Below are 24177 nucleotides of genomic sequence, written 5' to 3'. Positions count from 1 at the left end.
GAACTAAAGTCAGGGAAGCAGTCATGCAAGGCGAACTCTATGCAGATGCCATCGGGGAGATCACCGTCACGGGGACGGTGGTGCGGATCGATCTGGTCAGCCTTTCCGCAACCATGCGCGATACGGGCGGCCAGCCGATACCAGAGCACCGGCAGCGCATCGTCATGTCGCTCGAGGGGTTTGCCAACAGTTTCGAGGTGCTGCAAAACGCCATGAACGGACTGATCGAGGCCGGCGCCATTCGACGCAATGAACCGAGTAATGTCATTCCGGTGAATCCGCCCAGGGCAAACGGCAACAGCCAGCAAAGCGCCTCACCCAATTTCGACTCCTAGCCGGTTCCCATTGCCATGCAGGCGTTTGTTCAAACTGGCCCGGAATGCCTTGCCGCGGCTCTGCGCCACCATGGCCTCGATGGCAACGGTGGGCGGCTGGTGGCCGAGCATGCGATCGGCGCCGAAGGCATAGGCTTTGACCTGATGCTGCGCATGGCGCGGGAGTCAGGGCTGCGGGCGCGCCGCATCAAGGCCAAGCCCGCCACCATCCTGCGCTTGGGGCAGGCTTATCCGGCGCTGGCTCGGCTCGGGAACGGCAATTGGGTGTCGATCCTGGGGGCCCAGCAGGATGAAACCGGCGCCGTGGTGCTGCGCATATTCGACCCCCTAGCGAATACTCCGGGCGGGATGATCGTGGTCAAGCTCGAGCAGTTCGCCACGCGGTGGAATGGCGAGTTGCTGCTGGTCAAGCGCAGCTATGCCATTGCCGATCCTGAGCAACCCTTTGGCTTTGCGTGGTTCGTCCCTGAAATTTTGCATCAGAAACGGTTGTTCATCGATGTCGCGATCGCCGCCTTGTTTCTTTATGCGCTGGGACTGGCCACGCCGGTCTTTTTCCAGCTCGTGATCGACAAGGTGCTGGTGCACCAGAGCTATTCAACGCTGATCGTGCTCGCCATCGGGATTGGTGTGGCGCTGGTGTTTGAGGCGATGTTCGTGTTCCTGCGCCGCTACCTGCTGATCTACGCCACCAACCGGATCGATATTCGGGTGGCAACCCGCACCTTCCGGCACATGCTCGATCTGCCAATCAACTTCTTCGAACGCTCCTCGGCAGGCGTTCTGGTCAAGCACATGCAGCAATCCAGCCGCATTCGGGAATTTCTCACCGGCAGGCTGTTTCTGACCATGCTCGACACGCTGTCGCTGTTGGTCTTCATCCCCGTTCTGCTGATGTATAGCGTGCAACTTTCCCTGATCGTGCTCGGATTCAGTGCCCTGATCGCGCTGGTGGTGGCGCTGCTGGTGGCGCCCTTTCGCAAGCGGCTGGCAGCGCTTTACGCCGCGGAGGGTGAACGCCAGGGCCTCTTGGTGGAGACCATGCACGGCATGCGAACTCTCAAGTCCCTCGCCATGGAGCCGCTGCAGCGGCGGGTTTGGGATGACCGGTCAGCCCAGACCATCAACACCCGTTTTAAAGTCGAGACTATCTCGATCTCGGCGCAGGCCGTCACCGGGCTGCTGGAAAAGCTGATGGCGGTCGCGATCATCAGTGTTGGCGCGCTTCTGGTGTTTGATGGCGCGATGAGCGTGGGCGCGCTGATCGCTTTTAACATGCTGGCTGGCCGCGTTTCAGGACCCTTAGTGCAGATCGTCACCATGGTGCACGAGTACCAGGAGGTGGCGCTGTCGGTGCGCATGCTGGGCGAGGTGATGAACGAGAAGGTGGAGCGCAGCGGCAGCACGGAAGGACTGCGCCCCGAATTAGAGGGCGCGGTGGAATTCCAGGATGTCTCGTTTCGTTATCGTGACGACGGGCCCTTTGCGCTCAACGAAATCAGCTTTGCCGTGCCGGGCAATACGATCATGGGGGTGGTGGGGCGCAGCGGCAGTGGCAAGAGCACCGTCACCCGACTGATCCAGGGCCTCTATCCGGCTCAGCAAGGGGTGATCCGCATCGGCGGCCATGACTTGCGCGAACTGGACCTCAACCATCTCCGCCGCAGCGTCGGTGTGGTGCTGCAGGACAATTTCCTGTTCCGTGGCACGGTGCGCGACAACATCGCGGCAGCCAAGCCGGATGCGACCTTCGAGGAGGTGGTGGATGCAGCCAGACTCGCAGGCGCCGTCGAGTTCATCGAGCAGCTCTCGCGCGGTTACGACACCTTGATCGAGGAGGGGGCAGAGAATCTTTCGGGCGGCCAGCGCCAGCGGCTCTCGATCGCACGAGCCCTCGTCACCAATCCGCGTATCCTGATCCTCGACGAGGCGACCAGCGCGTTGGATCCCGAAAGCGAGGCGATCGTCAAGCAGAGCATCAAGGGCATCGCCGCGGGGCGCACCGTGATCATCGTTTCGCACCGGCTCTCCATGCTCACCGATGCCGATGCAATCCTTGTTATCGACCGCGGGCGGCTGGTGGATGTGGGACCCCATAGCCAATTGGTTTCGCGCTGCACCACCTATCGCCATTTGTGGAACCAGCAGATGAAGCTTGTCGGATGAGTGCCGTTGAAAAGGAACCAGCGCGGCTCAGGCCCACCGGCAGGCCCGAACTCAAACTCGTGGAGCCAGGAACCGCGCCGGCGATCCGGGATTTCCAAACCGACGCGATTGCGCTCGAAGAACGCCGTCCGCCGATCACGGCCCGGCTGACGCTTTACCTCGTCGCCACCGCGATTGGTGCTGGTGTTTTCTGGGCCAGCGTGTCGCGGATCGACCAGATTGTTGTCGCGCCGGGCAAGCTGACCACCAGCCAACCGACCCTGGTAGTGCAGCCCTTTGAAACCTCCATTGTCCAGTCGATCGCGGTCAAGCCTGGCGATGTGGTGCGCAAAGGTCAACTGCTCGCTACCCTTGATCCGACCTTTGCCGATGCCGATGCCAGTCAATTGCAAGCCAAGCTCGCGGGCTTTGTGGCCCAAATCGCCCGCATGGAGGCTGAGCTGTCAGGAGCGGTTTATGCGCCACCGCTCCACGCTTCTCCCGAGGCGCAGATGCAGGCGGAATTGGCCCGGCAGCGGCGGGCCGCCTTCGAAGCCAGGTTGGCCGATTTTGACGCGCAGATTGCCCATGGCGAGGCGCTGATGCAGGCGGCAAAGGCGCAGGAAGTAACGCTGCGCAGGCGCCTAGGCGGTTTGCGCGAAATCCAAGATATGCATTCTACGCTGGCGGATAGCGGGAATGGTTCGCGGCTGGCATTTCTGCAGAGCCGTGATCTCGGGCTGGAGCTCGAAGTAACGCTCACTCAGGTGCAAGGGCAGTATGCCGAAGCTCTGCACGGGCTTCAGCAGGTGCAGGCCGAGCGGCAGAACTTCGTCGAGGATTACCGGCGCCAGACCTTGGAAGCGCTGGTTGAGCTAGAGGAGAAGCAGGCGGGAATCAACGAGGAAGTGCGCAAAGTGACCTTACGCGCTGCCATGTCCCATCTGCTGGCGCCAGCGGATGCCGCGGTGCTGGAGGTGGCGCAACGCTCCCAGGCTTCAGTGGTGCAAGCCGCCGAGCCGCTGGTTACCCTGGTGCCGCTCAATGTTGCGCTTGAGGTTGAAGTGGCTGTGCCCAGTAATGACATCGGGCATCTGGCCCTTGGCGATGCGGCACGGATCAAGTTCGATGCCTTCCCCTTCCAGGAACATGGGACAGTTGCGGGCACAGTGACCTCGATCAGCGAAAACTCTTTTGCCAAGCAGCCCGGCGAGGATCCGGCGGGCGGCACGGCGTTTTATCGGGTGCGCATCGGTCTGAGCCAAGAAAAGCTGCGGCAGACGCCGGCCGATTTCCGCTTGCTCCCGGGCATGACGGTTTCAGCCGAGATCCACGCGGGGGAGCGGAGCGTGATCTCCTATTTCCTTTATCCCCTGATGCGCGGCATCGATGAAAGCCTGCATGAACCCTAAGCGGCGGGCGCGTCAGTTCAGGGGTGCAAGTCCTGCACCACAGCCCGCGAGCGCCAAGCGTAAAGCAACCAGCCAAATTCATATGGCCGGCATTCGTAATCGATCTTGCCGGGCCGCAGCACTGCGTCGAGGCCAGGTAGGTGCCAACCCTTTTTGAGCGCCGTGGTGCCGGCGGCGATCCGACGGGCCAGCTTAGGGGGCTCGGTCCTGGCAACCTTGCGCCAGATCACGCTGTGCTGTTCCGAGATCATCGGCTGGTCCGTTTCGGGATGATCATCCAGCCAGCCCAGGCCCTTGACGATGGCGGCGCGGTGATCCTGTCCGCCGGCATCCAGCAGATCGAGCAGGGCCATTGGGGCCATGGCATGCTGGTGCACACTATACACCGGATAGCCCTCAACTACGCTGCCATCACGCGTATCGTAGTGCCACCACCATTGGCCGGCGCTGCCTTGCAACTCGACAATCCTAGCAGCGCAGGCATCAGCGGCCTTTAGAGCGGCTATGTTGTCGTCGGCATAGCCGAGGCGGGCCATGGCCTGGATGGGATAAACCTGATCGGCGAAAGAGCCCACATGGCCGCGCACCCAGCCACCGGCCGAGACCGGGGTAACATGGGGAAACACTCCGCTGGGCGACTGGGCGTCACGCAACATGATCCAGGCCAGATCCTTGACGCGCCTCGTATCTCCCAAGTGCTGTCCAGCAATTGCGGCGGTGAGCGCCCAGGCACATGGCACCAACTCGACGCTCTCGCTTTCAGCAAGGATCTCGACAAGGATATCGTAGAGGTTCCGGGCAAAGATCCCCGCAGTTTCCGCTGCAGCCCACGCAGCCAGTGCGACGGCTCCGGGCTCGCGCGATTGGGCGGCACGGTCAATGCAGGACTGCGCGAGTTCCCTCGCGCTATGCCCATGTAGCACGCCCCGCTGCACCGTTTCGGGCATCCAGGCCAGACCTTGGGCAACATTGATCGTGTAGCGCAGATTGTCGCCTTCGGGGCGGGGTGCGGCAGCTTTTCTGGCGTCGATGCTGCGCATCGTGTGGGGAAACCGCATGTTTGGCAGCGCCATGTGCCGCAGGCCGTCAACCGCCAGGCTGCACAGCTTGGGCAGGCGTTCGCGCGCTAGGGGATAATCCTCTTCGAGCTGTAAAATGCGATCGAACTCAGGTCCTCGCACTCGCTTGGGACTAGGGTTGGAGCCGAAATCCTGCAACATGTTGATACCCTTGATTTCCATGCGCGCGCTTTGCATGGGGTCCGCCAGAATCTGAATCTTGCATGGGGGGTGGTGGTGCGCACTTCGCTCTTATGGTGCAGTTTGAAGAGGGCAGGATCACCCGGGCGGACTAGCGCCCCGCAGTGCTTAGGGAGCGTCGCCCTAGCGATTCCACATGTTCACCATGCTTGCGGCGTTGTCGTTCCAGACCAGGCGCAGCATCCGGCCGGCGCGATAAAGCCGGACCTGGGTCACGCATCTGAGCGCCAGGACACGTTCGCGCAAACTGCCGGCACGATCGGAGCGCCAGATTCGTACCACCTCCACGGCAGGCGAGGCCGCAATAACGACACTCTTGGCCAGCCATTTGATCCGACCCTGGGTCCCGCTGGCCGCTTTGAATTCATGGGCCACATGGCGGTCCCAACGGCGAGCCAGCTCGCTGAAGCACTTGCAGGAGGGGGTATAGACGCGAGCATCCCCGACAAAGGCGATGCCGTGGCCCATGGCGGTGGCGCGCTGACCCCACTCGGTGTCTTCCATGGTGCCAATGCCCCCAAACAGCCCGACCTTGGGGAATATCTTGGCGCGCACGGCCATATTGCCTGTGGCGGCGAAGCCATGCCGTTCGACATATTCGCGAGCGCGGTAGCTGAAGATATTCTCGTAGGCTTCGATCGCCGTGAGCTGGTCGGGATCGTTCGGCCGGATCCGGATGTCACCCCCCACAATGTCGGTTTCGGGGTGGTGCTGAAACCAGGCTACGATTGCCGCCAGCCAGTTTGGCGCGGCGACGCAGTCCGCATCGATGAAGGCCAGGATCTCACCGGCGGCTTCCGCCACACCCAGATTGCGGGCCGGGCCTGGTCCCGGGATAGGTTGGACCACCAGACGGGCTTGCGGAACGGCAGAGACCGCAGCGCGCGGCAGGTCGCGCGAGCCATTATCGACCACGATGATTTCGAACGAAATGCCCCGGCCTGCCTGCCGGGCCAAGGAATGCAGGCATGCCGGCAGATCGGGTTCGTTGAGATGTGGAATGATGATGCTGACGAGCGGTGGATTAGCCATCTTGATGCCCCTCACCAAGCGGCGGAAGCGTTGTTGCTTCGCCTCGATTGCCCCTAGGCACTCACTGTGGTCCGACCAGATTTGTGCAGCAATAATCCCATCGCGGGCCTGGCTAACTAAGAAGGCTGGCCTGACGCCCCGATGTGTTCAGATCACAGAAGCGCGAGCCACCGATAGGATTTGGGTCAAATGCAATACTGGGCAGGAGGATCAAGGTCATGCCAATTCGGGACCTCGCAAGGGAGCTCAGTGGCCAAAGCCATAGCGCACCGTTTTGCGTGGTCGGAGCCGGCATTGCGGGATTGCTGCTGGCCACACGACTTGCCCGGCACAACAGGAAAGTCATTGTCGTTGAAAGCGGCACCGTGGCGTTTGATCCCGCTATCCACGAGCTCAACGACATTGATGACGCGGGTGGGGGGTATGGCCGTGCCATGACGGGCCGCTATCGCGGCCTTGGAGGCTCGTCGTCACGCTGGGGCGGGCGGATGATCCCCATTGCGGGGTTCGATCAGGGCGCTCGCGAACATGTCGACCAGCCCGAGTGGCCGGTGGCCCCGCACATCCTGAGACGCTACCAGCAAGAGCTGGAAGCGTTGTTTGGTGTCGGCCACGATTCTTTTGATGAGCTTGATACGAGAGCGCCGGGTTCGGCGGGCCTGCTCATCGATACCGGTGAGGATTTCATGACCCGTTGGGCGAAATGCCCCACGTTCAAGCGCTGCAACATCATCTCGATCCTGGGACGGGAGATCCGATCCAATCCCAACATTACGGTCTGGCTAAACGCGACGGTGTGCGGCTTCGATCTGGACACCGAAGCTGGAAAGCTGCGCGCCATCACCGCCAAGAGCCTTTACGGGCACGAGCTTACCGTGCGCGCCGAGGAATTCGCCCTTGCAGCCGGGACCATCGAGTCCACACGACTGCTGCTGCTGCTTGACGCGGCCAGCGGCAATCGCGCCTTCGAGCGAACTGAGGCCTTGGGGCGCTACTTCCAGGATCATTTGAAAGCGGAAGTTGCGTTGGTGGATCGTACCCGTGCCGACCTTACCAATCATCTGCTGAGTTGCCGCTTCGTTCGGGGTATCCGCCGCGACTTGCATCTTGAGCTATCCGGCAGCGCCCAGCGCGAAGACCAGGTTTCAAGCGGGTTCATCTATGTCGCCATGGATATGGGCAATAGCGGTATGGCGGCGATCAAGAGTATCGCCAAGGGCGTGCAACGACAGGAAGTGGAACCACGCCAGATCGGCACGGCAGTTCGGGATGTCGGCCTGATCGCCAAAAGCGGGTTCTGGCGCTTCTGGCACAAGCAGCTTTATGTGCCGCCCGCCGTGGATTTGCGCCTCATGGCGCTGGTCGAGCAACTGCCCGACCCCGGGAACCGCATCTCCCTATCGGAGAAAACCGACCAGATGGGGGTGCGCAAAGCTTTGCTGCACTGGAAGGTGCTACCTAGAGACGAGCGGACCTTCCGCTTGGCCGCGCGCAGGCTCAGGACCTATTGGTCCCGAGCGGGTCTGGATAATCTCTGCCCATTGATCTGGGCTCCTGGCGTCAACAGCCCGGATGGCCAGATCATCGAAACGGTCGAAGCCTGCGCCCACCCGTCTGGCTCGACGCGCATGGGAACCAACCCAGCGTCCTCGGTGGTTGGCCCCGATCTTCGCTGCCACCACGTGCCCAATGTTGCGGTCGCCAGCGCCTCGGTGTTTCCAACCGCAGGCAGCGCCAATCCGACCTTCACGATCATGCAGTTGGCGCTATGGCTTGCCGATTCCTACCTGTTGATCGGCGCTTAGATGTGGACGAGAGACGAGGCAGGCCCGGGTGGTTCGGCTTGTCTAACGGATCAGCAGTACCGCGTGAGAACTTGCTGCGGAGGCTACCCGATCCTCACACAACTGGATCCTTTGTTGGCACGGCGCTGAGGTGCTGGAGCAGGTGGGCGTGGGTTGCAGCGTTCGCAACGATAAGCGCGCCGGTGCGCTCGAATATGTCGGGGCCGCGACCCCACCAGTCGGTGACGACACCACCCGCTTCCTCTACTAGTAGAATACCCGCCGCCGTATCGACAAAACCGGTTTCCTCGAAATAACCGGTGAGGCGCCCGCACGCCACATAGGCGCAGGAATTGGCCGCGCTGCCGACAACGCGTACGGCGCCGATCTCGGCGCGGATGGCATCGAGCCGCTCGTAGGCCCCAGGGTAAAGCTGCAGCCCTGGGGTGGGCAGGCCAGTGCCGACGCACATAAGGCCGATGTCAGTGGAGCGGCTGACATAGAGGCGTTCGCCATTGAGCCAGGCGCCGCCCCCCTTGGTGGCCGTGAACATCTCGTCCGAGACCGGATTATAGACGAGGCCACAGACGGTCTCGTTGCCCCGCCGCAAGGCGATGGTGATGGTGTAGTGCTGGCCGAAAATGAAGTTGGTGGTGCCATCGATGGGGTCAACCAGCCAGCGGTGCTCCCGGTCCGCGCCTTCGACCGGGGCAAACTCTTCTCCCGTCAGGCTCCAATCGGGATTGATGGTAAAAAGGCGCTTGCGGATCAGTTGCTCGGACTCTCGATCCGCATCGGAAACGAAGTCACCCGGACCCTTGATGCCGACCTCAAGGTCGCGAAAATTCTTGAAGTGCTCCAGGGTCAAGGCTCCCGCCTCGCGCGCCGTAGCAACCATTTCGTCGAGTATTTTGCTGTAATCGGTTATCATCTTGCGAGAGCCGCGAGCAGCTCCTCCGGGTCGTCGGTTGTGATCTGGTCAACCTTGAGCTCAAGGAGCGTGTCAACCTGGGCGAGGGTTTCGGGGGTGATCTGGCGAATGGTCCAGGCATCAATCCGGCGCCCCGCGGCGTGGATGGGCGCGATGATGTCAAAGCCCGCGGCTCGCGCGGACAAGACGATTTCATAGGCCAGGTAGATCATCTCGGCTTTCGGAGCGGCCGCGAACGCGTCGGCAATGAAGCTGCAGTAGTCGCCGGTAGCACGCAGTCGTGCCAGCGACTCCCCGTAGCAGGGGTCGTGGCCGGTGCGGAGACCCGGCGCCGCTTGGGCGAGGACTTCGATCGCCGCCGCGTCGCCCCCCGAAAGGATCAATGAACCAGCTACCGGCGCAACGCCTGCAGCAAAGTTTGCGACTGTCCGCCGATCCAGTGCCGCAAGATCTTCCTTGAAGTCCAGCTGCAGCAAAGCGTCAGGATGGGGAGGATTGCGCTGCAACAGCTGGCAGAGGTCCTCCAGCAGCATCACCCGGTCAGGTAATGGTGTGCCCTGATTGTCCCGCAAGTGCAGACCGCGCAACATCGCGGTACCGGTTTCGCGCACCCGTCCGGCGCCAGTTGTTTCCGCTTCGAGAGTTGGGTTGTGGAGGATGGCAAAGCCGTGGTCGGCGTGAACGACTAGGTCAACCTCCACGCTGGCGCCCAGCCGCATGGCTTCGAGAATGCGGGGGCCGGTAAACACCGGGTCGGAAACCCGGCGGCGTGCCCTATGCCATTTTAGCCAAGTGCGGTGGCCGTTCCGCTCGATAAAGAGTGGATCAGTCATTTCAGCTCCGAAAGACCTGCCCATCGTCGCGATAGGCCATTATGGCCCGCGGCCGGAGATGAGCGCCTTGCCCGGTCTTGAACAGGTCGGGGTGGGACACCATCGCTTTGAGGCGAGTGCCGTCAGGCAGCGCAAGGTCCACTAGGCCGTGGGTGCCAAAATCAGTGACGCGGTGCACCTTGGCTGGAGCATCCTCCGAAGCTTCCAAGTCGAGTGCTTCAGGCCGTACGGCGAGGATTGCCGCACCGTCAGAGATAGGCAGCGGCACTGTGAGACCCGCATGGCTGAAACTGCCGTTGCGCACCTCGCCTTCCACCAGATTCATGGTTCCGATGAAACCAGCGACGAAGGGCGTCTGCGGATCACGATACACCACGTCTGGCCGGTCGATCTGTTCGGTGCGACCATCGCGCATTACGACGATGCGGTCGGCCATGGACAGCGCCTCGTCCTGGCCGTGGGTGACGAACAGCGTCGTAATCTTGAGGCGCTGCTGGATGTCGCGCACCTCCTCGCGAAGGCGTTCGCGCAAGTGCTGGTCGAGGCTGGCAAATGGCTCGTCCAGCAGTAGGATCTTGGGTTCAAGCACCAGCGAGCGGGCGAGCGCAACGCGTTGCTGCTGCCCGCCCGAAAGCTTGGCGACATGGCGGGTGCCGTAGCCGGAGAGGCCCACGAGATCGAGCACGGCCTCGACGCGCCGCTTGATCTCATCCGGAGCCACTTTGCGCAGTTTTAGCCCGAAGGCGAGGTTCTTGAACACGTTCATATGGGTCCAAAGCGCGTGGCTCTGGAACACCATGCCGGTAGGGCGTTTTTCGGCGGGCACATGGGTGATGTCTTCGCCATCAATGGTCATGTGGCCGCTGGTGGGGCGCTCGAACCCGCCCACCATGCGCAGCAGGGTGGATTTGCCAGAGCCGGAGGGGCCGAGCAGGCACACAAGTTCGCCATCGGCCACATCAAGCGAGAAGCTGTTCACGGCGCTGACGGCGCCGCCAAAAATTTTGGATACGTCTTTGATCTTGAGAACGGACATCAGTTTTTCCTAGCCGCCGAAGCCGCGGGCGAACGAACCGGAATTGACAACCCGGCGGGCAAACAGCAGGGCAATGAAACTTGGCACCCAAAGCAGCACGGACAGCACCGCGCCAAACTGGATCACCGGCTGATTGTTGATGAAGGAGATCATCAGCACCGGCAGGGTGCGCACCTGCGGCGCGCCAATCAGCCAGGCGCCTTCGGTTTCATAAAAGGTGCCGACAAAGCTGAGGAGGATTGCCGCTGCGATGGTGGGGCCAGCCTGGGGCAGGGTGATGGACCAGAACACCCGGAACGGCCCGGCACCGACATCGCGCGCCGCTTCTTCCATGCGCCGGTCCACGGATTGGAATGCCGCCACCGGAATCCAAATCATGAACAACAAGGTGCCCACGAGTTGGATCAGCACCACGCCCCAAAAGGTGCCGATAAGATTGAGTTGCAGGAAAATGCCGGCAATGGCGACGAGGAGGCCAAATTTGGGGAAGGCGTGGCCGGCGAGAAACGAGAAGAACAGGAGGTCCCGGCCGGGAAACTCCAACCGGGCGAAGGCAAAGGCGGCCGGCAGGCAGATGGCAGCCGAGATCAGCGTGACCGTGGTCGCCAGGGTCAGGCTCATCGTGATGGAGGTCCAGACATCGGCGCGGCCCAAGGTCTGCCCCCAGAAGCGGAGACCGAACTCCTGCGGGATCACCGAAGGATAGCGCCACACATTGGTGAAGGCCCAGGTGCCCACCACGAGCAGCGGGAACACGATAGCTAGCGTTAAAACAACGGCCAGGATGATGCCGGTCCAGTCGACGCGGCGATGCACAAGAGTGGCCATGCTAGGGCGTCCTGTTCTTGGCGACCGAGCGCACATAGAAAAGACCGAACACGATGCAGAACCCGAAGGTCACGACGGCCTGGGTGATGGCACTGGTTGGATCATAAAGGTCGCGGAAGGTGCGCTGCATGAAGGGGCCCATCATTTCGGGCGCCGCTGGGCCCAGGATGTAGGGCAGGGTGAAGGCCGAGAAGATGCCCAGCACGGCAAAGGAGATGGCGACCAGGATGGAATTGGTGATACGCGGCAGAATGATATGCCAGAGAAGCGTGAAGCGGCCGGCGCCGACGTCTCTTGCGGCCTCGATCGATTGGTTGGACACATTACCGAGACCTGAAAGCAGGATCAGAACGGTCAGCGGGATATTGTCCCAGACGAGGCCGATCACGGGTCCCCATGGCGTTAGATAGGGGGAGCGGATCTTGGGCAGGCTAATTGCATTGAGCAGCAAGTCTACGGTGCCATTGGGGCCAAGAACGCGGATCAGGGCGAAGCTCAGGATGATCGAGGGCACGAACATGGGAAAGATGGCGAGGCCCTGCACATAGGCCGCAACCTTGCTGTCGGAGAAGCGCAAGTAGAGCGCGATCGGCAGGCAGATGACGAGCAGCAAAATGGCGCAGACGCCAGTGGTCCACAGTGTGACCGAGAGGTTTGATAGGCTGTAGCCGTCTGAAAAAAAGAAGCGGTAGGTCTCGAGCGAGAACTGGGTCCCCTCGGGTGTCCTCAACCATATGGTGGTGATCACGGCCGAGATGATGGGCCAGATCACGAGCCAGAGAACCAGCAGCACCGGCACGGCGACGAGCAGGAGGCCGACCGGCCTCCTGCGTTCTGGCGAAGCGGGCATAACCGGTCGGCCCGCGTCGATTGCGGTCACGAGGCGGGGTCCACGTTTGGCGCCACCGTGCGATACCAACCATCATTGATAGCAACTTCCCAGGGGCCGCTGGGGAAAACCGGGATGGAGCTGGGGATGATGTCGGCGAAGCGCTCGCGCAGATCAGACGCCACATAGTCCCAAGATACGCCGGGAAAGCCGCCGAGTTCGGTCAGAACTGCCGACTGGATCTCTTCGCTCAGAACGAAATCAGCCAGCTTGATCGCCGCATCCTTGTTGACGCCATTTGAGAGAATGGTGATGCGCGAGAAGCCGCCGGGCAGTCCAAGATCCTGCAACTGCACCAGGCCCGTGGTTTCTGGGAGCACCCCCTGTTCGATGGCCTTGAGCACCTGATCGGACCACGCCGGGATCATGGTTACGGCAGCCTGCCCGAGCAACTGCAGCGATTGGGTATTGCCGGATGTATACGCACCCTGGTCGAACAGCGACGGGGCAATATCCTTTAGGATTTCCCATGCCCCGGGCAGCATAGCCGCGGTGTTTTCGGGCGTGGCATTATCGACCGTAAACTTGCTGAGATCCTGGCCATTGGCTTCGAGCACAGCCCGTCGCACGAAATTGAGACCCGAACCGCCCTTGTTGGGGCGATTATAGATGAACTGGCCTGGATTGGCTTTGATCCAAGCCATCAGGTCCGGCCAGGTCTTGGGCGCATTGGCGGGATCAAGCTTGGTGGTGTCGTATGCCAGCAGCACCTGCGAGCCGCGGTAGGGCAAATTGGTGGGGATGTCGATGCCGAGCGGATTAAGCTTGGAGTAGTTGGACAGCCCCGCCTGCTCGAAGTCGACCCACAGACCTTGTTCCAGGGCGCCGACCGGTTGCCGCGAGTCGAAGCCTTCGAAGAAATCTGCCTGGGGGTCGGCGTTCGAACTCATGGCAGCGAGGCCGCGCTCGGCGATGGATTGGAGGCCCGCATTGTCCCCGCCGTCCACCAGGTTGAGCGTGGTGCCCGGATTGGCCGCTTCGAAAGCGGGCTTCACTACATTGGTCCAGAAGTCGAGAATGTTCTGATCCGAGCTCGTGTACCAGTCGATGGTGCCTTCGGCGGCGAAGGACATGCGGGGTAGGACGGCCATTCCGGCTGCGGCGCCGGCAGCTGAGATCATAAAGGTGCGGCGTTTCATTGTGCTTCTCCCATGAGGCGATCCGGGGCGGATCGCCGCGCTTTCCGTGCCGATCGCGGAGGCGGATGGCGGCTCTTGGCCAAACAACGAACCGGATCGGCGCCGACTCGTTCGCCCCATGGGCTCCTCCCGCGCATGCGCATCGACGAGGCCGACCCAATCTGGTGCTGGGTTTTGCCGGCCGGCGAGACATATGCTGGGGCCAAGACAACACCGAAATACGACTGCACACAAGTGCAGCAGCGAACATTTTTCGTCGGTGTGTCTAGCGCGGTTGCATAACGCTTTAATGACAAACATGCGCGTTGCGCACGTGTGCAAGGATGCGGCTAGGGCGCGCCCGGACGAACCGAGCGGCGCCAGATCGGCATCGGCTCGATCACCCTTCGCGTCGAGTCCGCATTGTCGGGCTGCTGCAGCAGTGCCACGACTTCATCGGCGATCAGCTCTAGCGGCTGGGAGAAGGTGGTCAGGTTGTAGGATGCCCAACCGGCTTGCTCGATATCGTCGAAACCGATGACACACAGGTCTTGCGGAATGCGCAAGGCAAATTCCTGGCGCGCAGCGTCCATAAAGCCTAGCGCAAAGAGGTCGGTGACACAAAAGACGCCGTCCGGAGCCTGGGAGCGGCCAAACAGCCGCCGGGCTGCCAGCTGTCCTTCGGCATAGCTGGAAGGGCCGACCTCGGTGGCGGCTACGGCCATGCCGGCAGCTGTCGCGGCCGCAACAAATGCACGCTGCCGTTCCACCAGACTCGCCGTGCGGGTGTTGGAGGTGACAACCGCAAGGCGCAGGCAGCCCGCGCGCTGTAGCAGGTACTGCGCCTCGGCGCCCGCCATGGCGTTGTCGACGCCCAGATTGGAGCTACCAACCAGCCGCTCGTCGCGGTTGATCAGAATCACCTGCTGGCCGTTGGCAAGGCCAGTCTCGATCAGGCTCGCGGGGGGCGTGCCGGATAGCACCACCGTAGCATCGGCGCGATAGTTGAGCGTTTGGCGCAAGGCTTGCGCCGCGCTTTCCTGATCGGTTTCGGTGTTGATGATCATGATGATCTTGCCCACCGCCTGCAGCCTGCGCGTCAGCACATCGACGAGGCGGGCGCGGATAGGGGTGGTGAGATTGGCGACGACCAAGCAGACGATATTGCTGTTTTCGCGCAGGCCGCGGGCAAGGTGGTTGACGTGGTAGCCAAGGGCGCTCGCTGCATCGAGCACCTTGCGGCGGGTGGCTTCCGATACGCTGGCGCCGTCCGTGAAGGTGCGCGACACCGCCGAACGGGAGACGCCGGCGCGCTCCGCCACCATCTGGGCTGTGACGAAGGTTCTGGGTCTGTCGCTCATGGTGTGCGCCATCCTGCTCGGGCGGCGCGATTAGCCGGGAGAACACAATCGACGTCAAGATGGGAGGGTGTTCGGCAGTGCTGGGATCGGCGGGCAAGCCGCTCAGAGCGTCAGCACGAAGCGGAAGAGCGCATCGCCTTCCCACCACATGGGGAAATTGGTGCCCCATTTGTTGTTATAGAGATTGACCCGCAGTCCGGCAGAAAAATCTGGCACATCAGGCTGGAACGGCAGGAAGGGCGAGCCGGCCGGGGCGACGAGGGCGGCGTCGAGCAGGTCAAGCGTAAGCTCGCCAATTGCACCCTTGGCCCGAACCGCCTCCACTGCTTGAAGCTGACCGCCGCCCTTGCGGACGATGGCCTTCGAGTCGTGCCAGAGTCCCAGCTTGCACAGGTACCAGTTGCTGAGGCCTGCAGGGCTGAACTGGAGGAAGCCAGCTTCGGGCATGCGGTTGGCCGGCTTGTTGCGCAAGATGAGGCGGATCTCAACCTGCCGCTCGCCGAGACCATGTAGCGCAATTTCGCACTGAGCCGGCGCGCCGAGTTCGGCATGAGCTTGGGGGGGCAGAGTGGCCATGGCCGTGCTGACGCCCGCTACCCCAACCAGGCTTGGGACGAAGCTGGCGGTGCGCGCAGTCCTGGCGGTTTGCAGGCCGGGCTTGTCGTGGTCGAGAATGGCCCAGATTTCGCGATGCTGAAGATAGCTGTCGAGGTGCTCCTGCAACGCCGCCCAGTCATAGCTTTCGTGGCTATAGCCGAGCAGGAGCCCGTTTTGCCCCTCAATGCGCGAGCCAGCGGGCGATAGCAGCGCTCGAATTCCGCCGGTGACTGGATCTAGATCCGCGACCCAGCCGGCATCGCTGATCCGGTTGCCAGTTGCATCTGGCACCGGCGCAGTGCCCGGCGAAGTTTCTGCAAGTGCCGCTTCGGCGATCTCCCAATCGATGGGCTGGAGCTCTGCCAGTGCGGCATCGAGATAAGCGCGCTGCTCGGCCCAGGATTGCTCGGTATAACTGAAGCGGTAGTCAGTTGCGCGTGCGCGCTCGAAGTCGACCCGATCCCAGGCCGTTTCGTCGCGCAGATAGGTCTTGATGTCGACGCCCCAGGTATGTTCCGCCACCATGGCGAGGCCGCGGCCAAAGGCGCGGCGCTCGGTCGTCGGTTCGCCAATCCAGCCGTCATGAAGCCGCTGCAGAGCGCGAAAACGCGCCAGCTTATGCGGGTCGCTCGCCGTGCCATGGATCCAGCTATCGCCGATCTCCTCGGTCACTACGGGAAAGCTGTCTCGCCGGTCCCACATCAACTCGCCAAAGGCATCCAGGGTCGAGGCGGCAATGGTTGCACCTGGATTGGCGTGCTGGATATGGCGGAGCGCTTCTACCGTCTGCGGCACGCTTTGGGGCCCGATATTGTCGGCGGTGTGGGCAAAGCTGAGCCCAATATGGTGGCCGGCGGGAAAGTCGGTGGCGCCATAGGAGCCTTGATACATCACGACGATTTCCGCGCCGCCCGGGGCGCGCCAGCGGAAAATCGGCGGCACGTCGGGAACCGGGCTCGCGGTATTAACCCCGAGATGCAGGAAGCGCACCCCGGCGGCGGCGAGCAGCGGGACCATGCCCAGCGTATGTCCCGGTACATCGGTCATCTTGGCCGCGGTGGTGGTGCGGCCGAAGCGGCGGTCGAGTTCCTCGGAATAGGATAGCCCGGCTTGGAACAAGGCTGGCGACATGAGCTCGGTATGGGTGGTGAAAGGCAGGGCGTGCCAGGTGATCAGCCCGCGCCCGATCGCACGCTCCAGACGCTTGACACGCTCGGCGTCCTGGGAATGGAGGTGATCCCAGATCAGCCAGGCGCCCGTGGTCCAAATAAATGCGGGATGGACGGGATTTTCGGCAAAAAAGTGCTCCCCCGTCCGGATCGCCTGGGGAATAAACTGGTCATGATATTGCTCGCGAACTCGCGCGGCCTGGTCGGTGAAGCCGATATCCAGATGGGTCTTGAAGATCAGGTGGATATGTTTGGCCATGGAGCTCAACCAACCGTACCGCGCACGATGAGCCTGGTGTTGAGGGTTTCATGAAGCCCCGCAGCTTCGGGCTCGTTGAGGCGGCGCAGAATGAGACGCACCAGGGCACTGACCCGCTCGTCTAGGTCGAACTTGACCGTGGTCAGGTTGTAGCTTTTCCAATGGGACTGGGCGATGTCGTCAAAGCCTACGACCTTGACGTCTTGAGGCACGCGCAAACCGAGTTCATGGCGCAGGGCATCGATAACCCCGAAGGCGCCGACATCGTTGGCGGCGAAAATCGCATCCGCGCCGTCGCGAACGCGAAAGAAGTTCACCGTGGCCTGGTAGGCGGTGTCATAGCTGTAGTCGCCCTTGATCACGACTGGTGGAGGCAGGCCGCGTCGCGCCATCACCTGTTCGAGGGTGTGCTGCCGCGACGCGTTGGCGCGAGATCCGCGCGCTCCCGAAAGATAGGCGAGGCGCCGCGCACCATAACCCTGCAGCAGGGCAACCGCCTGATCGATCCCATCCCAGTGCAACACGTTGAGCCGGTCATGCATAGGGCCGCTGCTGGGCTGGTCGGCGGCACCGGGCGCGGGATAGTGCACATAAATGGGCACCGCGCGGCCCATGAACCGGGCCAAGGTGCTCGGCTTGACGTTCTCGACGAAGGCAATCACGGAATCTGGGTTGTGGCCCCGCATCGTGGCCAGCAGCTGCTCGTCCATGGAGTAGTCGGTGCGCGTCTTGAACAGGAGGGTGGCAAAACCCTCGTGCTGCAGTGCAGTGGTCAGCGCGTCAATCTCCTGGCTTTCCCAATAGGCATAGACGTCGGGCACGATGATGCCAACTAGGTGGGAGCGCCCGCTGACCAGCGCACGGGCAGCTCGGTCGGGAGTGTAGTCCAACTCCTTGGCGATGCGCAGGATCAGTTCGCGCTTGGCGGGCTTGAGCGACGCATGGGGATTAAAGGCGCGGGACACGGCAACCCGCGAAACATTGGCGCGCGCTGCGACCATTTCCGCAGTCGCCCTGCCGCGAAGGGCCCCACCTAATTCGTTCAAACGCGCCTCCCGTCATCTGCCAAAAAGATGAAAGCGTGTACAAACCTCTGGGCGCAGCGCGTCGGTCTGTCAAGAATGGCCCATTGAGCAGGAGCTGGCATTTCGTCGGTAATCGTCACTGGAACGTCACCAATACATGCCATCTGGGCTGCCGGGCCTCAATGGGGCCGCGAACGGGGCTGCGAATCTCCGCATTGACGTTCTGTGATAACGTGTTCATTCTGGTTGGGCTGGTAGAGCACAGGCACTGTCCGACGCCCCGGCCAATATAGGGCTACCGGAGAATTCGGAGCCACCACATGGGAGGTTTTGCAATGAGCAATCGTTGGCGTGCAGTTGCGCTTGGTGTGGCCGGGGCAGCAGCCATGGTTACTCCGGCTCTTGCCGTTGATCTCGATGTCACCTGCCGTTGCGTGATTGGTGGCGTTAACAGCGGCACGGCCGAGTGGATCGAAAACAGCGTTATCCCGGCTTTTGAAGCGGCGCATCCCGACGTCGATGTCCGGCTCAATCAGTTCGGCGGCGAGGACGCGCAGCTCACCCAGCAGCTGGCGCTGGATTTCTCGACCGGCGCAGGTCCCGATGTCTCTGCCTTCGATGGCTTCCTGATCCCCTCCTTTGTGGAAGGCGGCTTGCTCAAGCCATTGAACGCGGTCGCCGGTGAAGCGGTCGATAGTTGGACGGGCTGGGCGGCGCTTTCGGAGGGATCGCGTGCGCTGATGGCATATCAGGGCGATTATTACGGCATCCCGCTGGGGACCGATGTGCGTATGCTTTACACGCGAAAGGATATCCTGAGCGAAGCGGGGATCGATGCAGAGAACTGGCAGCCCACCTCCTGGGACGATATTCTGGCCGCTGCGCGGGCGATCAAGCAGGCCAAGCCTGACAGCTTCCCGATCCAACTCAATGCAGGCGTGGCGATGGGCGAGGCCACCACGATGCAGGGCTATTGGCTGGCGCTGCTCGGCACTGGCGAGGGTGTTACCGACGAGAGCGGCAAGTTCATTGTTGCCAGCCAGGGCATTCTCGATACGCTCAACCTTTACAAGACCATCTATGTCGATGAGCAATTGGGTGATCAGCGCGCCCAACTCCTGGCCGATGGGCGGAACCGCTCCTTTGCCAATTTCCGCGACGGTGTAACGGCGTTGTTGTTTGAGGGCGATTATTTTTATCGCTCCGTGACCCCCGAGGGCTCCGAGTTCGCAGTGCCTGATCGTGATGCCGTCCTCGGGTGGGCCAAGATCCCGGCCAAGGCGCCCGGCGCTGGCATTCGCGGGCAGGATTTTGTCACCATCTCAGGCGGTACCGGGTTTGTCATCAACCCGGCAACTGATGCACCCGCCGAGGCATGGGCGTTCCTGTCGTTCATGAACGAGCCCGAGCAGCTAGCCGCCTTCCAGGCGATACAGCCGCGGATCACCGCGCGTACCGATGTTGAGATTCCCAACAACCCCTTTCTGACAGAAACCAGCCAGGCGCTGCTGCGACTCACCACCGCGCGGCCCAATGATCCCAACTACAATGCGGTGTCGGCTGAGATCCAGCGCATGACCGAAGCGGTGGTTTCGGGCGAACTCTCGCCCGAGGATGCAATGGCTCAGTACGGGTCGGCGGTCATTGCGATCGTCGGCGAGGAAAACACCGTCAGTCTGCTCTAGCCCTCCCAGGCGCTGGGCGCGCCGGAGCAATCCGGCGCGCCTGCTCTCACACCATGAGGTGCTTTGCCCGGGCAAAGCCTTGAACCAGCCGGTCAGCGCAGCAGCGTTTGTGCCAGCCTCTCATCCTAAGGCCAGTGCGGCCGAACTCTAGTTTGACTTCTGACTACGCGGGGCCAGCATGACCACCGAGACCACCGCAGCTCCGCGCAAGCGCAAGCCCCGCAATTTCGCCCTTTTGTCGAACTGGGCGGGAGCGGCGTTCCTTACGCCGGCGGGGATCCTGGTGTCGGTGTTCGTGATCGTGCCCTTCTTCTGGGTGATCTTTGTTTCATTCACCAACCGAACGCTCCTGGGGCGCACGGCGCTCAACCCGGAGTTTGTTGGTCTCGGCAACTATCTCACCCTGTTTGATCCGGCGACCTTCTTTCAGCGCGGGCAGTTCGGTTTCTCGCTGATCCTGACGACGCAGTTCGTGCTCGCCTCGGCGCTGCTGGGACAGGCGCTGCTGGGTCTGCTCTTGGCTTGGCTGATCCAGACGGTGCCACCCTGGGTCAAGCGCATCACCGAAACCTTTGTCATTGCCGCTTGGATTCTGCCCGAGGTTGTCATCGGCTTTGCCTGGTTCGCGTTTCTCGATCGCGACCAGGGCACGCTGAACATGATCCTTGAAGGCGTTGGCCTGCCGCCGGGCGACTTCCTCCTTCAGCAGCCGTTCTGGGTGATCGTTGCCTTCAATACTTGGCGCGGCGCGGCCTTCTCGATGATGCTGTTCAGCTCGGCCTTTTCATCGATCCCGCCCAGCTACTTCCAGGCGGCTGACGTGGCCGGCGCGTCGAACTGGCAGAAGTTCCGGGATATCGGGCTGCCGCTGATCCGCGGTCATATTGTCACCGATCTCATCCTCATCACCATGTGGACCTTCAATACCTTCACGCCCTTTCTGCTCACCAATGGCGGGCCGAGTTATCGGACGGAGCTGGTGTCCATCTACAACTATCGCGTCGCGTTCCAGGATTTCCAGTTCGGCAAGGGCGCGGCGGTGGGCGTGATCATGATGCTGATCAACCTGGCATTTGCGCTGATCTATCTCAGCCTTGGCCGCAAGAAAAAGGTGCGCTGAGCATGGGCCTGACCATTCCCGCCTTTGTCGGTCGCATCGCCTTCTCGGCACTCGCCGCGTTGATCGGCGTCGTCTTCGCACTGCCCTTGCTGTGGTTCCTGTTCGCCCCATTCAACGCCCGCGCGGAACTGGGGCTGGCGGTGCCCGACCCCTGGACGCTATCCAACTTCTTCACGGTCTTCGGCAATTCCTATGCGGTGCAGGCGCTGTGGAACAGTTTCATCCAGGCCATTGGCGGGGTGATCCTGGTGGGTGCGGCGGCAACGCTTGCCGCTTATGCCCTGAGCCGCTCATCCATCCCGGGCAAGGGCGCTGTCACTTATATCCTGCTGCTGTTCTCCTCGGTGGTGTCCGGGTCGGCGGCAATGGTGCCCATCTTCCTCATCATCTCGGCCGCCGGGCTCATGGACACGCATCTTGCCGTGATCCTGACCTTTGCCGGTGGCTTGCTGCCGACCGCGATGTTCATCCTGCGCGACTTCATCGACTCCATCCCCAAATCCTATGAGGAAAGTGCGATGGTGGCAGGTGCTTCCCCGGTGCAAGCGTTTTTTGATGTAGCGCTGCCGGTGATCCGGCCGGGGATCGTCGTCATCGTCGTGTGGAGCTTCGTCAATATCTGGGGCTCGTTCCTGATCCCCTTCATTCTGCTGCGCAGTGACAGCAACATGCCGGCGTCCGTCGCGATCTATTCCTTCTATTCGGAGGCCGGCATGCCCATCGTGACGCTGCTTGCGGCCTATTCACTGATCTACTCGCTGCCGGTGATCGCGCTTTATCTCTTTGTCAGCTGGAGGTTCGGCTTCCGGTTCTTTGGCGGCATCAAGGCTTAGGTTACATGGCATCAGTCCAGTTCAAGAACATCACCAAGCGCTTCGGCGAGTTCAATGCCGTGAACGATGTCAGCTTGGATATCGGGGATGGCGAGTTCGTTTGCCTGCTCGGGCCGTCCGGCTGCGGCAAAACAACTTCGCTGCGCATGATTGCGGGACTTGAAACCCCGAGCTCCGGCCAGATCCTGATCGGTGGCGAGGAGGTGACGGGCCTCCACCCCAAGGACCGCAACATCGCCATGGTGTTCCAGGACTACGCGCTTTATCCGCATATGAACTTGGCCGACAACATCGCCTATCCACTCAAGGTGCGCGGCCAGTCCGTTGCCAACCGGCACGGGCGCGCCAAGGAAGTGGCCGATGTGCTCAAGATCGGCCATCTGCTCGACCGGCTGCCGAGCCAGATTTCGGGCGGCCAGCAGCAGCGTACGTCGCTCGCGCGGGCGCTGGTGTATCCGGCCAAGGTTTATCTGTTCGACGAGCCGCTTTCCAACCTCGACGCCAAGCTGCGCCTCGAAGCCCGCGGCTTTCTCAATCACCTGCAGCGCGACATGGGCATCACCGCCGTGTACGTGACCCACGACCAGGCCGAGGCCATGGCGCTGGCGACCCGTATCGCGGTGATGGACGCCGGGCGCATCGTGCAATATGCCCCGCCGATCGAGATCTACCGGCGGCCTGCCACCACTTTCGTGGCCAATTTCGTCGGCAATCCGCCGATGAACCTGATCGAGGTCGAGGGCATGAACGGCGGCGGCATGCTGCGCCTCTCGGCCGATGGTCTGACCATCGCCGCCTTGCCGATGAGCGACGCCATTGGCAAGGCGCTGGCGCAGGGGCCAAAGCTCACCTTGGGCATTCGCCCTGAGCATCTCGGCATTGCAACTGCTGGCAGCGCCAACACCATCACGGCGCCCTTGTTCGCCAACGAGAATATGGGTCCGGAAAGCCTCGTCACCGTTGATCGCGGGCAAGGGGTGCGTGCCACAGCCCGCATCTTCACCGACGAGCACCTGGACCTTGATGAAATGGTCACCCTCGGCTTCTCGCTCGAGCATGTGCATCTGTTCGACGGCGCGCAGAACCGTATTCCCGCTCTGGGGGAGGATCGGGCGTGAGCCAGACCATCACTGCCCGGGTCACCCCGGCCGAGCAGGCTCGGAACCCCTATTTCTATCTTCCCTTTGAAATACCCGAGGGAATAACCCGCATCGAAGTGACCCTCGTTTACTCCAAGGCCGAGGACTGCGTGATCGATCTCGGGGCTTTTGATCCACGCGACACCGGCTATCCCACCCAAGAGGGCTTCCGCGGCTGGAGCGGCGGGGCGCGTGAGAGCTTCTTCATCGCCACCGATGATGCGACGCCCGGTTATATCCACGGCGAGATCCAGCCCGGCACCTGGAACATCGTCCTTGGGCTCTACAAGGTTCCGCCCGAAGGTGCGCAGGTCAGCGTCACGATCAACCTCGACGCCGCGCCCCGTAAGCTCGCGCCGCAGCCCGCCCGAACCTTGCCCGTGCGGGAAGGGCCCGGATGGTACAAGGGGGATCTGCATTGCCACACCTTCCATTCCGACGCTCGCGGCGGGCCGGAATTACTCCATGCAGCCGCGCGGCAGGCAGGACTCGATTTCCTGGCGGTCGCCGACCACAACACGATCAGCCAGCGCCGCTATTTCCACCCGCAGTCCTCGCCCGACCTCATCTTTGTGCGCGCCATGGAGGTGACCACCGCTGTGGGGCACGCCAATGTTTTTGGCGTGGATGAATGGATCGATTTCCGCATGACCGCGCCAGCTGACGCGCATGTGCTGGCTGACCTCGTGCACCGGCGTGGCGGGCTGTTGTCGATCAACCACGACAAGCCCACCATTCCTTGGGACTACGAATTTCCCGCCGCCGATTGCCAGGAAGTGTGGCAATCGACCTGGCTGGCCTGGAACTGGATCGCACTGGAGCGCTACCAGCAGCGGCTCGCCTCCGGCCTCAAGCTGTCGGCTATAGGCGGGTCCGACTTCCACCAGCCGGACCGCCTGCTGCCGGAGGGGCCCCTAGTGCTGGCGCGTCCGACCACGGTGCTTTGGCTGCCCCAACTCAGCGAAGACGCTGTTCTGGCCGCGATGAGGTCGGGCCACGGCTATGTCACTGAAAGCCCGAGCGGCCCGCATCTTGAGATCAGCGCCGGGCCAGTCGCGATGGGCGGCACCGCGGCCAGTCTTGCAAGCATCGACGTCCGCGTCAGTGGCGCCGCAGGCGATGAACTGGTGCTGATCGATGCTGCCGGACCTGTCGCCCGCGCCGAGATCACCAGCGACGACTGGCGCACCACTGTCGCACTGTCTGCGCCACAAAAATTCGTTCGGGCGGAAATCATCGCCGGGGCGAGCCGTGCGGCCCTTGTTGACCAGTTCACCGCCGCGCTCGAGGGCCGCGAACTGCCCTGGCAGCTCAAGGGGGCGGATCTGCTCGATCAACCCGTTCGTCGTGCCCTCAGCAATCCCATCTATCTCAGGTCTTGAACACC

At 62.2% G+C, this 24177-nt stretch carries 20 protein-coding genes; 9 read left to right on the top strand and 11 right to left on the bottom strand.

Annotation, left to right across the window (positions count from 1 at the left end):
• Positions 1-23: 23 nt before the first annotated feature.
• From HRQ64_RS12310 to HRQ64_RS12300, 3 genes are read left to right on the top strand one after another with little or no spacing between them, the layout of a single operon-like run.
• On the top strand, positions 24-335 hold the full coding sequence (locus tag HRQ64_RS12310; protein WP_206524720.1) for a hypothetical protein: 312 nt from the start codon (positions 24-26) through the stop codon (positions 333-335).
• Positions 336-350: 15 nt separating this feature from the next.
• Positions 351-2501 (top strand): peptidase domain-containing ABC transporter, encoded by a 2151-nt coding sequence (locus HRQ64_RS12305; RefSeq protein ID WP_172123501.1) that lies wholly within the window; start codon positions 351-353, stop codon positions 2499-2501.
• Positions 2498-3892 (top strand): HlyD family type I secretion periplasmic adaptor subunit, encoded by a 1395-nt coding sequence (locus HRQ64_RS12300; RefSeq protein WP_172123500.1) that lies wholly within the window; start codon positions 2498-2500, stop codon positions 3890-3892. The genes HRQ64_RS12305 and HRQ64_RS12300 overlap by 4 nt, the downstream gene beginning before the upstream one ends.
• A 17-nt stretch (positions 3893-3909) precedes the next feature.
• On the opposite strand, the gene HRQ64_RS12295 is transcribed toward HRQ64_RS12300, so the two are convergent.
• The gene (locus HRQ64_RS12295; RefSeq protein ID WP_172123499.1) at positions 3910-5148 is read right to left on the bottom strand and encodes a hypothetical protein; all 1239 of its coding nucleotides are present in this window, start codon (positions 5146-5148) and stop codon (positions 3910-3912) included.
• Positions 5149-5274: 126 nt separating this feature from the next.
• A complete protein-coding gene (locus HRQ64_RS12290; protein WP_172123498.1) occupies positions 5275-6183 on the bottom strand; it encodes a glycosyltransferase in 909 nt (302 codons plus the stop codon).
• Positions 6184-6401: 218 nt separating this feature from the next.
• On the opposite strand from HRQ64_RS12290, the gene HRQ64_RS12285 reads away from it, so the two are divergent.
• Positions 6402-7988 carry a GMC family oxidoreductase gene (locus HRQ64_RS12285; RefSeq protein WP_172123497.1) on the top strand — a complete coding sequence of 529 codons (1587 nt, stop codon included), beginning with the start codon at positions 6402-6404 and terminating at the stop codon, positions 7986-7988.
• Between the two features lie 94 nt (positions 7989-8082).
• Here the strand turns inward: HRQ64_RS12285 and HRQ64_RS12280 are convergent, their stop codons facing one another.
• The 9 genes from HRQ64_RS12280 to HRQ64_RS12240 form a co-directional block, all read right to left on the bottom strand.
• Positions 8083-8898 carry an inositol monophosphatase family protein gene (locus tag HRQ64_RS12280; protein WP_172123496.1) on the bottom strand — a complete coding sequence of 272 codons (816 nt, stop codon included), beginning with the start codon at positions 8896-8898 and terminating at the stop codon, positions 8083-8085.
• Positions 8895-9731 (bottom strand): glycerophosphodiester phosphodiesterase family protein, encoded by an 837-nt coding sequence (locus tag HRQ64_RS12275; protein WP_172123495.1) that lies wholly within the window; start codon positions 9729-9731, stop codon positions 8895-8897. The genes HRQ64_RS12280 and HRQ64_RS12275 overlap by 4 nt, the downstream gene beginning before the upstream one ends.
• Before the next feature lies 1 nt (position 9732).
• Complete coding sequence (locus HRQ64_RS12270) at positions 9733-10767, bottom strand: ABC transporter ATP-binding protein (protein ID WP_172123494.1); 1035 nt, start codon at positions 10765-10767, stop codon at positions 9733-9735.
• A 9-nt stretch (positions 10768-10776) separates the two neighbouring features.
• Positions 10777-11595 (bottom strand): ABC transporter permease subunit, encoded by an 819-nt coding sequence (locus HRQ64_RS12265; RefSeq protein ID WP_127753347.1) that lies wholly within the window; start codon positions 11593-11595, stop codon positions 10777-10779.
• Between the two features lies 1 nt (position 11596).
• Positions 11597-12445 carry an ABC transporter permease subunit gene (locus HRQ64_RS12260; RefSeq protein WP_172125018.1) on the bottom strand — a complete coding sequence of 283 codons (849 nt, stop codon included), beginning with the start codon at positions 12443-12445 and terminating at the stop codon, positions 11597-11599.
• A 26-nt stretch (positions 12446-12471) separates the two neighbouring features.
• A complete protein-coding gene (locus HRQ64_RS12255; RefSeq protein ID WP_172123493.1) occupies positions 12472-13623 on the bottom strand; it encodes an extracellular solute-binding protein in 1152 nt (383 codons plus the stop codon).
• A 329-nt stretch (positions 13624-13952) separates the two neighbouring features.
• Positions 13953-14963, bottom strand: a complete 1011-nt coding sequence (locus tag HRQ64_RS12250; RefSeq protein ID WP_172123492.1) for a substrate-binding domain-containing protein — start codon at positions 14961-14963, stop codon at positions 13953-13955.
• A gap of 102 nt (positions 14964-15065) precedes the next feature.
• Positions 15066-16988, bottom strand: coding sequence for a DUF5054 domain-containing protein (locus HRQ64_RS12245; protein WP_172123491.1), 1923 nt, complete (start codon positions 16986-16988; stop codon positions 15066-15068).
• A 5-nt stretch (positions 16989-16993) separates the two neighbouring features.
• The gene (locus tag HRQ64_RS12240) at positions 16994-18034 is read right to left on the bottom strand and encodes a LacI family DNA-binding transcriptional regulator (protein ID WP_248307049.1); all 1041 of its coding nucleotides are present in this window, start codon (positions 18032-18034) and stop codon (positions 16994-16996) included.
• A gap of 314 nt (positions 18035-18348) precedes the next feature.
• Here HRQ64_RS12240 and HRQ64_RS12235 point away from each other — a divergent pair, with 314 nt between their 5' ends.
• The 5 genes from HRQ64_RS12235 to HRQ64_RS12215 all read left to right on the top strand — a co-directional run bounded on the left by HRQ64_RS12235 (position 18349) and on the right by HRQ64_RS12215 (position 24172).
• Positions 18349-19698, top strand: a complete 1350-nt coding sequence (locus HRQ64_RS12235) for an extracellular solute-binding protein (protein ID WP_172123490.1) — start codon at positions 18349-18351, stop codon at positions 19696-19698.
• Between the two features lie 178 nt (positions 19699-19876).
• Positions 19877-20818 carry a sugar ABC transporter permease gene (locus tag HRQ64_RS12230; RefSeq protein ID WP_172123489.1) on the top strand — a complete coding sequence of 314 codons (942 nt, stop codon included), beginning with the start codon at positions 19877-19879 and terminating at the stop codon, positions 20816-20818.
• 2 nt (positions 20819-20820) lie between these two features.
• Entirely contained in the window at positions 20821-21651 is an 831-nt protein-coding gene (locus HRQ64_RS12225) for a carbohydrate ABC transporter permease (RefSeq protein WP_172123488.1), read from the top strand.
• Positions 21652-21656: 5 nt separating this feature from the next.
• The gene (locus HRQ64_RS12220) at positions 21657-22769 is read left to right on the top strand and encodes an ABC transporter ATP-binding protein (RefSeq protein ID WP_172123487.1); all 1113 of its coding nucleotides are present in this window, start codon (positions 21657-21659) and stop codon (positions 22767-22769) included.
• The gene (locus HRQ64_RS12215) at positions 22766-24172 is read left to right on the top strand and encodes a CehA/McbA family metallohydrolase (protein WP_349236700.1); all 1407 of its coding nucleotides are present in this window, start codon (positions 22766-22768) and stop codon (positions 24170-24172) included. Before HRQ64_RS12220 ends, HRQ64_RS12215 begins: the two co-directional genes overlap by 4 nt.
• The last annotated feature ends 5 nt before the right edge of the window (positions 24173-24177 follow it).

Origin of the sequence: Devosia sp. 919 (assembly GCF_013185965.1) — a bacterium.
GTDB lineage: Bacteria > Pseudomonadota > Alphaproteobacteria > Rhizobiales > Devosiaceae > Devosia.
Note: the sequence above shows the minus strand (reverse complement) of the source record. Positions and strands in the feature narration are given on the sequence as shown.